Source organism: Rhizobium sp. P1_E6 (genome assembly GCF_056405875.1).
Genome location: NZ_JBFUBG010000007.1, coordinates 84,389 through 98,378 on the forward strand (window position 1 = coordinate 84,389; position 13,990 = coordinate 98,378).

The 13,990-nt window shown below is 61.6% G+C and carries 15 protein-coding genes; 5 read left to right on the forward strand and 10 right to left on the reverse strand.

All coding sequences use genetic code 11. The features are described from left to right. Window positions 1–42 precede the first annotated feature (42 nt). Window positions 43–750 (forward strand): glutathione S-transferase family protein, encoded by a 708-nt coding sequence (locus AC1D35_RS06510; protein WP_113307728.1) that lies wholly within the window; start codon window positions 43–45, stop codon window positions 748–750. 36 nt (window positions 751–786) lie between these two features. On the opposite strand, the gene AC1D35_RS06515 is transcribed toward AC1D35_RS06510, so the two are convergent. Further along, complete coding sequence (locus AC1D35_RS06515; protein WP_113298292.1) at window positions 787–1,173, reverse strand: RidA family protein; 387 nt, start codon at window positions 1,171–1,173, stop codon at window positions 787–789. 82 nt (window positions 1,174–1,255) lie between these two features. Here AC1D35_RS06515 and AC1D35_RS06520 point away from each other — a divergent pair, with 82 nt between their 5' ends. Together AC1D35_RS06520 and tsaA are read left to right on the forward strand one after the other, a co-directional pair. Continuing rightward, complete coding sequence (locus tag AC1D35_RS06520) at window positions 1,256–1,783, forward strand: Lrp/AsnC family transcriptional regulator (RefSeq protein WP_113307729.1); 528 nt, start codon at window positions 1,256–1,258, stop codon at window positions 1,781–1,783. Between the two features lie 68 nt (window positions 1,784–1,851). Then, window positions 1,852–2,355: a tRNA (N6-threonylcarbamoyladenosine(37)-N6)-methyltransferase TrmO gene (tsaA, locus tag AC1D35_RS06525; protein WP_477938365.1), complete on the forward strand. Its 504-nt coding sequence runs from the start codon at window positions 1,852–1,854 to the stop codon at window positions 2,353–2,355. A gap of 14 nt (window positions 2,356–2,369) precedes the next feature. Here tsaA and AC1D35_RS06530 read toward each other — a convergent pair whose 3' ends face one another. The 6 genes from AC1D35_RS06530 to AC1D35_RS06555 form a co-directional block, all read right to left on the reverse strand. Beyond that, window positions 2,370–2,579, reverse strand: a complete 210-nt coding sequence (locus AC1D35_RS06530; protein WP_025669386.1) for a TOBE domain-containing protein — start codon at window positions 2,577–2,579, stop codon at window positions 2,370–2,372. 61 nt (window positions 2,580–2,640) lie between these two features. Next, the gene (otsA, locus tag AC1D35_RS06535) at window positions 2,641–4,014 is read right to left on the reverse strand and encodes an alpha,alpha-trehalose-phosphate synthase (UDP-forming) (RefSeq protein WP_113307731.1); all 1,374 of its coding nucleotides are present in this window, start codon (window positions 4,012–4,014) and stop codon (window positions 2,641–2,643) included. 37 nt (window positions 4,015–4,051) lie between these two features. Then, the gene (otsB, locus tag AC1D35_RS06540) at window positions 4,052–4,849 is read right to left on the reverse strand and encodes a trehalose-phosphatase (RefSeq protein WP_113307732.1); all 798 of its coding nucleotides are present in this window, start codon (window positions 4,847–4,849) and stop codon (window positions 4,052–4,054) included. 48 nt (window positions 4,850–4,897) lie between these two features. Then, window positions 4,898–6,436 carry a S10 family serine carboxypeptidase-like protein gene (locus AC1D35_RS06545; RefSeq protein ID WP_113307733.1) on the reverse strand — a complete coding sequence of 513 codons (1,539 nt, stop codon included), beginning with the start codon at window positions 6,434–6,436 and terminating at the stop codon, window positions 4,898–4,900. A 100-nt stretch (window positions 6,437–6,536) separates the two neighbouring features. Further along, window positions 6,537–7,823 carry a CynX/NimT family MFS transporter gene (locus tag AC1D35_RS06550; protein WP_113307734.1) on the reverse strand — a complete coding sequence of 429 codons (1,287 nt, stop codon included), beginning with the start codon at window positions 7,821–7,823 and terminating at the stop codon, window positions 6,537–6,539. Beyond that, the gene (locus tag AC1D35_RS06555) at window positions 7,820–8,497 is read right to left on the reverse strand and encodes a FadR/GntR family transcriptional regulator (RefSeq protein ID WP_113307735.1); all 678 of its coding nucleotides are present in this window, start codon (window positions 8,495–8,497) and stop codon (window positions 7,820–7,822) included. Before AC1D35_RS06555 ends, AC1D35_RS06550 begins: the two co-directional genes overlap by 4 nt. Before the next feature lie 549 nt (window positions 8,498–9,046). Between AC1D35_RS06555 and AC1D35_RS06560 the strand changes: the two genes are divergently transcribed. Then, window positions 9,047–9,859 (forward strand): class II glutamine amidotransferase, encoded by an 813-nt coding sequence (locus AC1D35_RS06560; RefSeq protein ID WP_113307736.1) that lies wholly within the window; start codon window positions 9,047–9,049, stop codon window positions 9,857–9,859. On the opposite strand, the gene coaBC is transcribed toward AC1D35_RS06560, so the two are convergent. Then, window positions 9,846–11,057 carry a bifunctional phosphopantothenoylcysteine decarboxylase/phosphopantothenate--cysteine ligase CoaBC gene (gene coaBC / locus AC1D35_RS06565; protein ID WP_113307737.1) on the reverse strand — a complete coding sequence of 404 codons (1,212 nt, stop codon included), beginning with the start codon at window positions 11,055–11,057 and terminating at the stop codon, window positions 9,846–9,848. The two genes, AC1D35_RS06560 and coaBC, sit on opposite strands and share 14 nt — an antisense overlap. A gap of 71 nt (window positions 11,058–11,128) precedes the next feature. Further along, entirely contained in the window at window positions 11,129–12,049 is a 921-nt protein-coding gene (locus AC1D35_RS06570; protein WP_113307738.1) for a DMT family transporter, read from the reverse strand. A 251-nt stretch (window positions 12,050–12,300) separates the two neighbouring features. Here AC1D35_RS06570 and AC1D35_RS06575 point away from each other — a divergent pair, with 251 nt between their 5' ends. Next, window positions 12,301–13,164: an NmrA family NAD(P)-binding protein gene (locus tag AC1D35_RS06575; RefSeq protein WP_113307739.1), complete on the forward strand. Its 864-nt coding sequence runs from the start codon at window positions 12,301–12,303 to the stop codon at window positions 13,162–13,164. 63 nt (window positions 13,165–13,227) lie between these two features. Here the strand turns inward: AC1D35_RS06575 and AC1D35_RS06580 are convergent, their stop codons facing one another. Continuing rightward, window positions 13,228–13,977, reverse strand: coding sequence for an SDR family oxidoreductase (locus AC1D35_RS06580; RefSeq protein WP_113298304.1), 750 nt, complete (start codon window positions 13,975–13,977; stop codon window positions 13,228–13,230). Window positions 13,978–13,990 lie beyond the last annotated feature (13 nt).

Genomic DNA, 13,990 nt, shown 5'->3' on the forward strand with positions numbered 1-13,990 from the left:
TATTGGCCGGGTCAACAAATTCCACCTGGAAAGGACCCGATAATGTCACTCATATTGTTCTACGGCGTACCGGAAGGCTGCTCCTTCGGTTCGATCGTCTCTCTGGAATGGTCCGGCCTGCCTTACCGCCTCTGCCGGATCGAAATGCCCGAGACTGTCTCTGGCGACGAATACCGGCGCATCAACACTGTCGGAGAGACGCCTTCGCTGCTGCTGCCGGACGGGCGGCTGATAAACGAAAGCATGGCAATCCTGAACCATATCGCTGCGCAGTCGCTCGCCAACGGGCTGGGTTTTGCACAGGGTACAGCCGAGTTCGACCGCCTGAACCAGATGCTCGCCTATTTGAATACCAGTTTTTTTGGCGCCTTCGGCCCGCTCTGGCACGCGGTCGAACATGAGCTTGGGCCTGCCGAGAAGGAGGTACTCGTCGCTTACGGTACAGCCAAGGTCGAAAAGGCCCACGGCACGCTGGAGCGTCTGCTCGCCGGCCGGAAATGGCTGCTTGGCGACAAGCCCGGCATTGCGGATGCCTATTTCACCGGTATCGCCCGCTGGAACGACTTTCACATGGTGGTCGACCGCCGGCAGTTTCCGGCGGTGAACGATCTCTATCAGCGCATGATTCAGCTGCCTGCCGTGCGCTTCGCCCACGCGATCGAGCATCGGGAGAAGGCCGGAAGCGCCGGCAACTTCCTGGGCGAAGTCGGCCTCGAAGAGGCACTCGGCCTGCTGCGTCAGGCTGCGTGACGCCATCTGCCGCCCCGTCTGGACGGGGCGGCAGTCTCAACCTGCTGCGATGATCTCGATTTCGACCAGCCAGTCATCCCGAAGTGTTTGCACCACAATCGCCGTCGTCGGGATAATGTGATCGCCAAGCGCTGCCAGCCGCGCATTCTGATTGGCTTCGGCATATTCCGCGTCGCGCAGATAGCTCGTGAGCCGTACGATATTGCCCACGCTCAAACCGGCATCGGCAAGGATTGCCCGCAGGTTCGACCAGATGAGATCCAACTGGCCAGGAAGATCATCTGCGGCCGCACCTGTGCCATCGAGCCCCATCGTGCCGCTGACGAAGAGCAGGCGGCTGGGATTCCGGACTTCCATCGCGTGAATATAATCCGGCGTTGCAGCATAGACGCCGTCCCGTGGATTGTGTCGTACCAGTTCCATCCAAGGTTTCTCCATATCGAACGCAGTGAAGCTTTCTGTTATTATCGCCGAATAAAATTCGGCAAGAGGGCAGATTTTCCGAATGGCAAAAGAAACGAAGGACGTTCGGCGCAGCAAGCGGGATGCCGTGCAGTTGGATCCATTCGACCGAAGGATATTAGGCGCGCTGGCAGTCGATGCCATGCAGAGCTATGCCAGCCTCGGCGAGAAGGTCAGCCTGTCGCCGCCAGCCGTGCACGAGCGTGTCAAGCGGCTGCGCCGATCCGGAGTGATGAAGGGTGCGCACGCCGCGCTCGACGGGGCATCACTCGGCAAGCCGCTGCTCGCCTTCGTCCATGTGGAGGCGGCCGGTTGGGGCAAGAGCGAGCGACTGATGCGGATCTGCCGTTTTCCTGAAGTGGAAGAGATGCATTCCGTGGCAGGCGACGCGAGTGTCATCTTCAAGGTGCGTACGGAAAGTCCGGTCGCGCTGGAGGCCTTTCTGTCACAGATCCATGCCGTTCCAGGCGTCACAGGGACCAAGAGCTATGTGGTGCTGTCCACCTATCTGGAGCGGCCGGTTCAGGCTGACCTGACGGAGGAATGGCCGGATAATCCGTTGCCTGCCTGATATCTGGGTCGCTATAGTCAACGCGACATACCGCGCGCCTGTGTTCGTTGCGGCTGGGAGAAGGAATTATGGTGYGAGAAAACGAGATCCGTGAAAATGAACTGGCGCTCGACAATCCGCCTGAAGCGACGGATGCCGGCCTCGTCTTCATCGGTCGCATTTTCACGCCCTGGACCTCGCGAATGGAAACCCCGCGCCAGGGGCGGCATGACGGACCGCTCTGCCGCATCGAAATCTTCGATCCCTGGACGCCTGCACTGCAAGGTGTCGCGGCCTACGAGCGGCTGGAAGTGCTTTACTGGCTGCATCAGTCGCGGCGCGATCTGCTGCTGCAGAGCCCGGCCAGCAACGGCAAGACGCACGGGACCTTTTCGCTGCGCTCACCCGTAAGGCCCAATCCGATCGGCACCTCCATCGTCAAGCTGGAAGCGATCGAAGGCAATGCGGTGCTGGTCCGCGGCTTGGATTGCCTCGATGGAACGCCGCTTCTCGACTTGAAGCCGGACCGCACCTTTTTCAAGCCCATAGCCCCGCCGCAGCCGGGCGATTTCCAGACCGGCCACGCATCGTAGCGAAACCGAAAAAATCAGTCGACACCCACCATCACATCGGAAGCCTTGATGACGGCATAGGCCTCGGAACCGACCTTGAGGCCGAGTTCGTCAACCGCCTCGTTGGTGATGGAGGCGGTGACGATAACGCCATTGCCGATATCGATGCGGATATGGGCGGTCGTCGCACCCTTCACCACATCCACGACCTTGCCCTTCAGGCGGTTGCGCGCACTGATCTTCATGAAAATCCTCCCTTGTTATGCTCGCGAAATTATCTGCCGGCAGGCTTCCGCGTCAAACCGTTCAGGCAGCGAGATCACCTAGGAAGTCGTCGCACCAGCGCGAGACGTCATGTTCCAAGAGGTGATCCATCATCCGTCGCCAGCGGTCACGGCGTTCGTCGAGCGGCATGTTAAGCCCGCGTGCCAGCGCATTGGATGTGCCGACGATATCGTAGGGATTGACGAGCAGGGCGCCGTTCAGCTCCCGCGCCGCGCCGGCAAAGCGGGAAAGAACCAGCACGCCCGGATCATCAGGGTTCTGTGCGGCAACATATTCCTTGGCGACGAGGTTCATGCCGTCACGCAGTGGCGTGACGAGGCCGACCTTGGCAAGCCGATAGAGGCCGGCGAGCACCGGCCGGCTGACGGAGCGGTTGATATAGCGGATCGGCACCCAGTCGACAGTGCCGAGCGCGCCGTTCACACGGCCGGCCTGTTCGGCGACCATGCGCTGCATTGCCTCGTATTCCGGTACTTCGGAGCGGGATTTCGGGGTGATCTGCAGATAGGTGACCTGGCGCTGATGCGCCGGATTGTTGGTGACGAAGTGCTCGAAGGCATCGATGCGCTGCGTGATGCCCTTGGAATAATCCAGCCGGTCGACGCCGATGATGAGGCTGCGGTCCTCGATGCTGTGGCGCGCCTTCAGTACCATGCTGTGGCTGTCGGCTCTCTTTGCGAATTCAGCGAAGGCGGCCGTTTCGATGGCGATTGGATAGGCTCCGCCGCGGAACGTGCGCTCACCGGCGGTAAAACGCCCTTCGCCGATCATGTCTCCCATCTCCTCGCGACGCAGGCAGCCTGCGAAATTTTCCAGATCGTGATCGGTCTGGAAGCCGACGAGATCATAGGCAGCGAGCCCTCGCATGATTTCCTCGTGGACGGGCATGGCGAAGAGCACGTCTGCCGGTGGCCAGGGAATGTGCAGGAAGAAACCGATCCTGTTCTTGATACCCATCTGCCGAAGCTCGGCGGCAAGCGGAATGAGGTGGTAATCATGGACCCAGATGACGTCGTCCGGCTTGATCAACGGCGCCAGTCGATGGGCGAAGAAGCGGTTGACACGAAAATAGCCGGCCATTTCCGTACGGCCGTATTCCGCAAGGTCCATTCGGTAATGACAGATCGGCCAGAGCATGCGGTTTGCGAAGCCGAAGTAATATTCGTCGACATCCTTGGATGTGAGATCGGTCAGTGCATAAGTGATGTTGCCCCGCTCCTCGATCGCAAGCGGGCCGGGTTCGCCTTCTTCGTTGATCTTTCCCGACCAGCCCATCCAGATGCCGCCACGTTTCTCAAGTGCGGCCTCCAGCGCCACGGCAAGCCCGCCGGCGGACGCGGCCCCTTTCTTTTCCTGGACGGGGACACGGTTGGAAACGACGACAAGTCGGCTCATGAAAAATTCCTTTCATTAGAAATAACTGCAAATGCAATCAGTTGGTGAAATGCGAGATGATTTCGCGGACCACTTGCGCAGAAGGCAGGGTGCCGCGAGCGGCGGTCTCGGCTGACGGCGGGCCGACGCGGACGGAATATCCACCGAGCCGGTTCGCCATGGCGAACATCGCCTCGTCGGTGACATCGTCACCAATGGCGATCGGATGGCGGCCGAGAAAGGTTGAAGTTGCGAGAAAGCTCTCCAATGCGTCGCCCTTGTTGGCTCTGGCGGGGCGGATTTCGAGAACCATCTTGCCATGCTGGAGGGTCCAGTCCGGTCTTGCGCGGTTCGCGAAACGCTGCATCAGTTCTGTAAGTTCCGCCTGCCGCGCCGGCGCAAGTCGGAAATGGGCGGCGACGGCCGCGCCCTTGTCCTCGATGAGGATGCCGGTCCAGCCTGCCGTCTCTGCCCGCAGTTCGATCTTCAGCCTCTCGAATTCGGCCGTAGACTCCACCTTGAAGATGCTGCCGTCGGGGCTGCGGCGTTCGGCTCCATGCAGGCCGGCGATAGGAAACTGGAAGGGAGCGAAGAGGCGGTCGGCATAGGATAGTCCGCGCCCTGTCACCAGCGCCAACGCGCCGCCGAGCCTTTTCGATAGCGCGTCGAGCTGCGCGGGAAGCGACGGTGGTACGAATATTTCATCCGGCGTCGGTGCGAGATCGAGAAGCGTGCCGTCAATATCGAGAAAGAGTGCGCCGTGCTGGAGATAGGAAGAGAGCGTGGTAAGGGTTTCGTCCTGCTGGGAAACGCTGCCGGATGGCGGCGCTTCTGATAGCTGATTGCTGTTTGCCATGCCCGGGAAACTAGGTCAGCACGGCTCTGCGGCAACCCTCGACCGTCCTCAATCTGCCGGCGGACCGGCGGGATGCTCGGCATAAAAGGCCTTCGCATCCGCCGTGAAGGCGGCGCGCTGGCCGGCCGTCGTGTAGAACATGTGGCCGCCGCGATAGAGCTTCAGTGACACGCGATTGCCCGCAAGCGACGGCGGAAGATGGTCAACTACGTAGCGGCTGACGCCATAGGGGGTCACCAGATCACTGTAGCCGTGCGCGACTAGCAGGTGAAAGGACGGGTTGGAGGCGAGCATCTGCCTGATATCGTCGGTGGCGCTTGCCTGGAAGCGCGAGCCGCCGCCACGTCCACCGCCCCAATCCCAGCGCCGGCTGATATCGTTCTCGAGCAGGGTGTAGGTCATCTCCGTCTTGAAGCCGAGTTCGTTGCGGGCATAATCGGCAAAGGCGCCACCATAGGCGCGGGCGAACCCGTCGAGGATTGGGTCGTTGCCGCGGTCGTAATCGGATTCCGGATAGGGATCGGGTGTTGCGAAGGAGGCGTCGTAGGGGCTCATCACTTCGCCGCCCTGCCGGTCGGAATGCTTGGCGAAAGCATCGCCGAGGAAGCCGCGATTGCGGATAACGACATCCTGCGGAATGCCGGTGAGACTGGAAATCTTGCCATAGAAGGCTGTTGCCGCATCGCCTGTGGGCGCGGCGCCAGCAAGCGTGGTGAGATATTCGCCAAGCGCGAAGGTCTCAATATCGCGCTGGCTGGACTCGCTGAAGCTCCTGCGGCGGTCGGCCTCGGCGGCTGCCAGCGAGGGAAATTCCAGCGCCGCACCGAGCGCGAACTGGTCGGCATTAAACATCAACTGCCCTTCAAGCAGCGGCGATAGCATGACAGTGCCTGCGATGATGATTCCCTGGCTCTCTTGCAACGTGGACGCCACCTTGGCAGCGCGGAAACCGCCATAGCTTTCGCCGAGCAGGTATTTCGGCGAATTGGCGCGGTTGTTATGAGCGACGTAGAGCGCGATCGTTTTCGCCATGGTCTGCGCATCGGCGCTGACATTGTAATAATTCGAAGCGTCGTCGGCCTTCACCGTGCGGCTCCAGCCGGTACCAACAGGATCGATCAGCACGAGATCGGTGAAATCGAGCCAGCTATGCGTGTTATCGACGAGCTTTGCATTTGCGCCGTCACGGCCATCTGGTCCGAAATCCAGCACCTTCGGGCCGACGAGGCCGAGATGCAGGAATGCGGAAGCCGCACCTGGTCCGCCATTGAAGGCGAAGGTGATCGGCCGGTCTTGCCTCGCATCCTTGGCGACATAGGCGGTATAGAAGATCGCGGCGTTCTGCCCACCATCCTGGCCGAAGAGATCGAGTGTGCCTGCGGTCGCGGTATAGGCGATCTTGCGCCCATCGGCTGTCGTCAGCTCGTGTTCGGTGACGGAATCTGCGGGCAGCAGCCTGAGCACGCCCTCGCGGGCCGAACCCTGTTGGGCGGGAGCACGACGTTCGCCGGCCTCTTGCGCGAAGGCGAGGGCAGGCGTGAGCGTGGCGGTCAGTGCGGCGAACAGAAGTAGGGATCGGAAGCGCAAGTATATCTCCTCCGGCGGGTGCGGGATGCGGCTGAGATAGGGTAGCAGCCGCACCCCTTCGATGGAGATCAAGAGATGGTGATGCGCAAGTGAGCTTTGCTCACTGGCCGCTCTCGACGGTCCGTGCGTTCACATGCCGTGCCCGGCCGGCCCGCCATCCGTTGAAGGCTGCACCGAGGCCGAGCGCGACGAACAGTACGGCGCACCAGGCGAAACTGCCGGTCCAGCCGCGGATCAGGCCGACAATGAACGGACCGATTGCGGCAAGCAGATAACCGATACATTGCGCCATGCCCGAAAGATGGGCTGCGACATGCGGATCGCGCGAACGCAGCACGATGGCTGTCATGGCCGCGGCAATGAGCCCGCCCTGGCCGATCCCCTGGAGGACGGCCCAGAACCAGACGGTGGAAAGTGGCGCGAAGAGCAGACCGAGAAGTGCCACGACGGCGAGGGCGCAGAGCGTAACATTGATAAGGCGCTGATCTTTGCCCCGCACGGCGATGTGCGGCACGACGAGGCAGGCGGCGGCCTGCACCATGACGGAGGCAGAGACGATGCCGCCAGCCGCAACGCCGTCAAGCCCGCGCTCACGCAAGATCGGCACCAGCCAGCCGAAGACGCAATAGGCGAGTGCCGACTGCAGGCCCATGAAAAGCGTGACCTGCCAAGCAAGCTTGTCCCGCCATAGTCCTTCGACGCGAAAGCCGCTGCGTCGCGCCTGTCGACCGCTCGCAATGACCTGCGGCAGCCAGATCAACCCAACGATGAGGGCGGGCAAGGCCCAGACGGCGAGCGCGCCTTCCAGCGAGCCGCCGAGCGCCTGTTCGATCGGCAGCGTCAGGCCCGCCGCACTGGCGGCACCCGCACAGAGCGCCATCGTATAGAGGCCGGTCATCAGAGCTGTGTTCGCGGCGAAGTCGCGCTTTATCAGTCCGGGTAGCAGCACGTTGCCGACGGCGATCGCAGCACCCGCAAGCGCGGTGCCGAAAAACAGCAGCGGAATGGAGGAAAGGCCGCGCAGCGCCGTGCCGAATGTCAGCAGCAGGAGCACGCCGAGCAGCGTCCGCTCCGAGCCGATGCGCTGGGCAAGCCGCGGAGCGAGCGGTGAGAACGCGCCGAGACAGACGACGGGCAGTGTCGTCAGAAGACTGGCGCCGAGTGGCGACAAGCCGAGTTCCGTGCGGATTTCCGGCAGCAGCGCGGAGGCGCTGGAAAACACCGGCCGCAGATTAAACGCGATCAGCACGAGGCTGGCACCGAGCAGGAAGCGGGCGGTCGTGCTCAGCTTCTGCGGCGGCAGCGGTGCCGGCACACTGTCGATTTCGGCATCGATCATCGTCTCGTCAACGGCGTCGAACGAGGGTGTGGCATTCTGTATGGTCATGAAAGAAGCATCCGGTCGAGGGCGGAAAGGATGGGCGCCATGAAATCGCGCACGGCGGTATCGGCCTTGTCAGGGCTGCCGGACTCGATGGCGTCGACGATTGCCTGGTGTGCCTGCATATCGGGTTCGGGAATCGCCTTGTCGAGCGTGGCGGCAATGGTCTCCGCAATCGAGGTGGAGAAGAAATCGTAGATCTCGATCATCGCCCGGTTACCGGAGGCGGCAATGACCGCCTTGTGGAAAGCAAGGTCGCATTCGATAAACCTTGCCGGATCGCCGCCTTGATAATTGCCGCGCGCGACAAGCAGTGCGCGAAGCCCGGCGATGATGTCTGGCGTCTTGCGGGTGGCGGCAAGCCGCGCGCCTTCTACATCGAGCGCGCAGCGCGCCGCGAACTGGTCGCGCAGGCTGGCGCGCCGCGCCATGGTGAGCGGCCGGCTGCTGTCGGTGGTCGAAAGCACATAGGTGCCGGAGCCCTGCCGCGTTTCCAGGAGGCCCTGCGAAACAAGAACGCGCACGGCTTCGCGCACAGTGCCGCGGCTGACCGACAGCATGGTCGAAAGCGAGGCTTCGTTCGGCAGTTTCTCGCCGACAGCCCAGCGCTTGGCGAGGATCTCGCTGCGGATCGCTTCAGTGGCCGTGTCGGCAAGGTTGGTCTTGTTAAGAGGTTGCATCAACACTATTCGTAAAGTCATCTGATGACTTTACGAATAGTGTTGTTCCTTTCGAGCGTCAACGGCTGAATGAAGGCAATAAAAAAGGGCCGCTTTCGCGACCCTTTCCATGAGGTTTGGCCTGTAACTGGCCCGGACCGTCTTATGCGGCCCCAGGAAGGCGGGTTTAGAACGAGGGCTGCCTCGCCTTCATCACCACTTCCATGCCCGTTACGAAGTCCGAAAACTCATTAGACATTGGATCACCTTCCTTTCGTTACGTTGTCGATGAATTAAAGGTAGCTCGATTCCTTCGAGATGCAAGAGGAAAACGCATGGCTGTTTTTTAGCCGGCGTCGGGGCTATGTCGTTCTAATGCCTGATTTTCGGCCGTTCCGATCACGCAAATCCATATCGCATTTGCGGAAAGTGATCTTGACCATTGTCAAGAATTCGTCACCTGCGCCTTGCAAATCGGGTGGCGGTTAAGCCCTTATTAGCCGTAGCGTCAGACAATCCAGGACGTTTTCAGCATTCCTGCCGCAGCAGGCGGTGGGCCGGAGCAAGAGCATGTGTCGTTGGGCAGCCTATCGCGGAGATCCCCTCTATCTGGAGGAGCTGGTATCTTCACCCGCCCATTCGCTGATCGAGCAATCCCATTGCGCCACCCGCGCCAAGACGGCGACGAATGGCGATGGTTTCGGCATAGCCTGGTATGGCGACCGGTCTGAGCCGGGCCGCTACCGCGATATCCTGCCGGCATGGTCCGACTGTAATCTGAAGAGCCTGGCGCGGCAGATTCGCTCGCCCTTGTTCCTTGCCCACGTGCGGGCTGCGACCGGCGGGGGCACGCGGCGCGACAACTGCCATCCCTTCACGCATGAAACCTGGTCCTTCATGCATAATGGCCAGATTTCCGGCTTCGAGCGCCTGCGCCGGCCAATGGAAACCATGCTTGATGATGATCTGTTCAACGCCCGCAGCGGCACGACGGATTCCGAGCTTCTGTTCCTGATCGCCCTGCAGTTCGGCTTGCGTGATGCGCCGATCGCTGCGATGGCGCGGACCATCGCCTTCGTCGAAGGCTTGGCGGAGAATATTCTGGGTTCCGTGCTGCTGCGCTTTACGGCAGCCTTCTCGGACGGCAAGTCGCTCTACGCGGTTCGTTATGCCACCGACCGCAAGGCGCCGACGCTCTACGCCTCGCCGCTTGCCGGCGGCTACTGCCTTGTCTCCGAACCATTGAACGATGATGGCGATGCCTGGCGGGAAATTCCTGACGGCAGCGCCGTGATCGTCAGTGCCGATGGCCTTGATATCACGGCGTTCCACCCGGAAAAGCCCATGCTTGAAAGGCCGAAGCCCGTCTCTATCCCTGCGTAAGCCGCTCGGCGATCACGGCGGCCAGTCGCTCCGCAACCTCCGCCTTGGAAAGATCGGGCCACTGTTCGACACCGTCATGGCGGATGATCTTCACGCTGTTATGCGTGCCACCCATGATTCCGGTTGCCGGCGAGACGTCGTTGGCGACGATGAGGTCTGCGCCCTTGCGCTCCAGCTTCGCCTTGGCATTGGTCTCGACATCCTGCGTTTCTGCCGCAAAGCCGATCACCAGCTTCGGCCGCGTCGTATGATGCCCGACAGTCTTGAGAATATCGGGGTTTTCGGTCAGCGCCAGCGTCGGGATGGATTCGCCCGGGTGCTTCTTGATCTTCTGGTCGGCGGCCGAGGCGACGCGCCAGTCGGCCACTGCCGCCACCATCACGGCGACATCGGCCGGAAGGGCGGCGAGCACGGCGTCGCGCATCTCCTCGGCCCGCTCGACATGGATCATCTTGACGCCGGCCGGATCGGGAATGGTAACCGGACCGGACACCAGCGTCACATCGGCGCCGAGCCGCGCAAGCGCTGCGGCGATGGCATGTCCCTGCCGGCCGGAGGAACGGTTGGCGATATAGCGCACCGGATCGATCGGTTCATGCGTCGGGCCGGAGGTGACGATGGCCCTCTTGCCGGCAAGCGGTTTCGGCCCGTCGTCCAGCAGGGCTTCGGCTGCAGCGACGATTTCCAGCGGCTCGGCCATGCGGCCGGTGCCGGCCTCGCGGCTTTCCGCCATCTCGCCGGCGACAGGGCCGATGAAGCGGAGGCCATCGCGCCGCAGCGTCTCGACATTACGTTTCGTCGCCGGGTGCGCCCACATTTTCGGGTTCATTGCAGGCGCGGCAAGCACTGGCCTGTCGGTGGCAAGCAGCACCGTGGAGGCGAGGTCGTCGGCAAGTCCATTGGCCATCTTCGCCATCAGGTCGGCGGTGGCAGGCGCGATCAGCACCAGATCGCAATCGCGCGCCAGCCGGATATGGCCGACATCCTGCTCGTCCTGTCGCGAAAAGATGTCGGTGAAGACATGATCGGCGGCCAATGCGCCGACCGCCAGCGGTGTCACGAATTCCTGCGCCCCCTTGGTCATGAGCGGACGCACCGAGGCGCCGCGTTCGCGCAGGCGGCGGATCAGATCGAGGCTCTTATACGCCGCGATGCCGCCTGAGATGATGAGGAGGATGCGTTTGCCGCTGAGAGCCATGGTTTTTTCCCGCCGCTTCTTTGACTGGGCAAAACCCTAAGCCTTTGGTGGAAAACATGCAATCGCGACACTCAGGCTTGTTTGATCCGCTTGGGCGTAAAGAGCGCAATTGCCATGCCGACGCCGATCAGCTGCAGGACCGCACCACCGGCTTCGGGCACCGTCGGCATGCGCTGTTCGAACAGAAAGCCGTAAAAAAGGCCGAAGACGGTTTCTGCGACGATCAGCTGGGCGGCAAGCGCGAGCGGCAGAAGGCGCGAGGCAATCATCCAGCACAGCGTGGCAAGCCACGAGCCGGCAGTGCCCATGATTGTCGCCCAGAGTACGAAGTGAAAGGTCTGCGTGCCGGTGAAACTGACAGTCTCCCAGAGCGAGGTGAAGGGCAGAAGGACGAGTGCACCGATGCCGGCGCCGATCCCCTGCAAGGCGGTCCAGTGCATGGCGCTTGGCGCATCCTGCGACTGCATGACCGCAGCGCTCATCATGCCATAGGCGACCCAGAGCGCCAGTCCGATCAGCGCGGCGACGATGCCGAGCAGGATTTCCGGCTGATCGCTGGCGGATGTCGTGGCGAAGATCGAGACATTCACCCAGCCGATGCCGACGGCTATCAGGATCAGCGGTATTGCCAGTGTTTTCCAGTCGATGGACCGGTCCTTGAGATTGGCGATGATGGCAAGCAGTACAGGCATCGTGCCGATGACGAGCGGTGGAATGGCGGTGCCTGCGTAACGCACGGCATAGGAAATACTCATGAAATAACCGACATACCCGATGCTGCCGAGCGCAATGCCGGTCAAAACAAGCGACCGCCGCAAACCCACCGGACGAAAGCGCGGATTGATCATCAGGGTAAGGCTGACAACGGCAAAAAGCCCGTAGCGCGCCACGGTCAGGTCGATCGCCGTATAGGGCTCGACGACGCGCGGGGCGACGAAGCTCAGCCCCCACAGCGCACAGGTGGCCAGACCGCAGAGGATGCCGATCAGCATGTGAAACTCCGAAGAGATGGGACTGGGCTCCGGTGGGAAAGGGGATGTGGAGCGGTCGCGAAGAGCTATCGCCTAGCCGATATGCCCTATCACGGGCGGAAACAAGAGTCGGCCCGCGACATAGCGGAGACGGGTTTCGCAGAACGAGTCGAAATTGCTGCCTTTGTGTCATCAATCATGTGACGTAAGCGCACTTCAGTCAAAAATAGTGCGGCAGCATAGTGGGCCAACCCAAATAAAGGAGTTGCCCCATGTTTGCTGTAACCGGAATGACAGGCCAGGTCGGTGCCGCCGTTGCCGATCACTTGCTGAAGGATGGCGCCGAGGTTCGTGCCGTCGTGAGAAATCCCGAAAAGGCCGCCGGCTGGAAAGAGCGGGGCTGCAAGATCGCTGTCGCCGACATGAACGACGCGGTATCGCTGACATCAGCGTTCAGAGGTGCGGAAGGTGTCTTTCTCGTTATCCCTCCGCTTTTCGATCCCACACCGGGCTTCCCGGAGGTGAAAGGCATGCTGGCAACGCTGAAGACCGCGCTTGAGGCGGCAAGGCCCGGAAAGCTCGTCTGCCTGTCGACGGTCGGCGCACAGGCCACGCAGCCGAACCTGTTGAGCCAGCTCGGCATCGTCGAGAAGGAGCTTTCGACACTATCAATACCGGTCGCTTTCCTGCGCGCCGCCTGGTTCATGGAAAACGCCGCCTGGGATGTAGCGCCTGCACGCGAAGCCGGGGTCATTCCGAGCTTCCTTCAGCCGCTCGACCGTGCCGTACCGATGGTTGCTGTGGATGATATCGGTGTGATTGGTGCGAAGATGCTGCGCGAGAACTGGCAGGGTGTACGCGTGGCAGAGCTGGAAGGTCCCGAGCGTGTCAGCCCGGCCATGATTGCTGCTGCCTTCGCCAAGGCGCTTGGCAAGCCGGTGACCGCAGAAGTCGTCCCGCAGGAGAGCTGGGAAGAGCTGTTCCGTGCCCAGGGCATGAATAACCCCGAGCCCCGCATGCGCATGCTGGATGGCTTCAACGAAGGCTGGATCGAATTTGAGGCTGGCCGCGGGAAATCGCTGAAGGGCACGACGACGATCGAAACGGCCATTCGCCGGCTTGTCGCCGGCGCATGAATATAAAGGCCGCGGCGGAGAGGAGCCGCGGCCTTTAGCTGATATCTCTGAAGTCCAGGGGTCTCAGAGATTGCTCATGCCCCCGTCGATGATCAGTTCGCTGCCGACGATGTAGGCAGCCTCATCCGAGGCGAAGAAGACGATGGTCTTGGCGACTTCACTGACGTCGCCGAACCGACCGGCCGGAATTTGCGACTGGATCTGGGCCGCCATCGCCTTGGAGTCGGCCTCCGACATGCCGAGCTTGCCGTAGAGCGGCGTGGCGATCGGGCCGGGGCTGATGGCGTTGACCCGGATGCCGCGGCCGATCAATTCTCCCGATAGCGTCTTGGCGAGTGTCAACAATGCGCCCTTCGTCAGCGCATAGACGCTGGAATTCGGCATGCCGATATGAGCGTTGATCGAGGTGTTGAGCACGATCGAGGCCTTCTTCGAAAAGATCGGCAGCAATGCCTGGATCAGGAAGTAAGGACCTTTGACGTTGACCGCGAACGACTTGTCGAATGCGGCTTCGCTCCAGCCTTCGAGCGGGCCGAATTCGGCAATACCGGCATTGACGAAGAGAATGTCGAGCGTGCCAAAGGCGTTCCTTACAGCTTCGCCAACAGCCGCCTGACCGGCAACATTGCCGGCATCGGCTTGGATGACGAGAACCGTGTCGCCGAATTCGGCTCGGGCGGCTTCCACGCTTTTTGCGCTGCTGCCGGTAATGGCGACGCGTGCGCCCTCGGCGATGAATTGGCGGGCGGTCTCAAGTCCGATGCCGCTGGTGCCGCCGGTAATCAGGGCTGTTTTGTTTGCAAGACGGGTCATTGTGTTGTTCCTT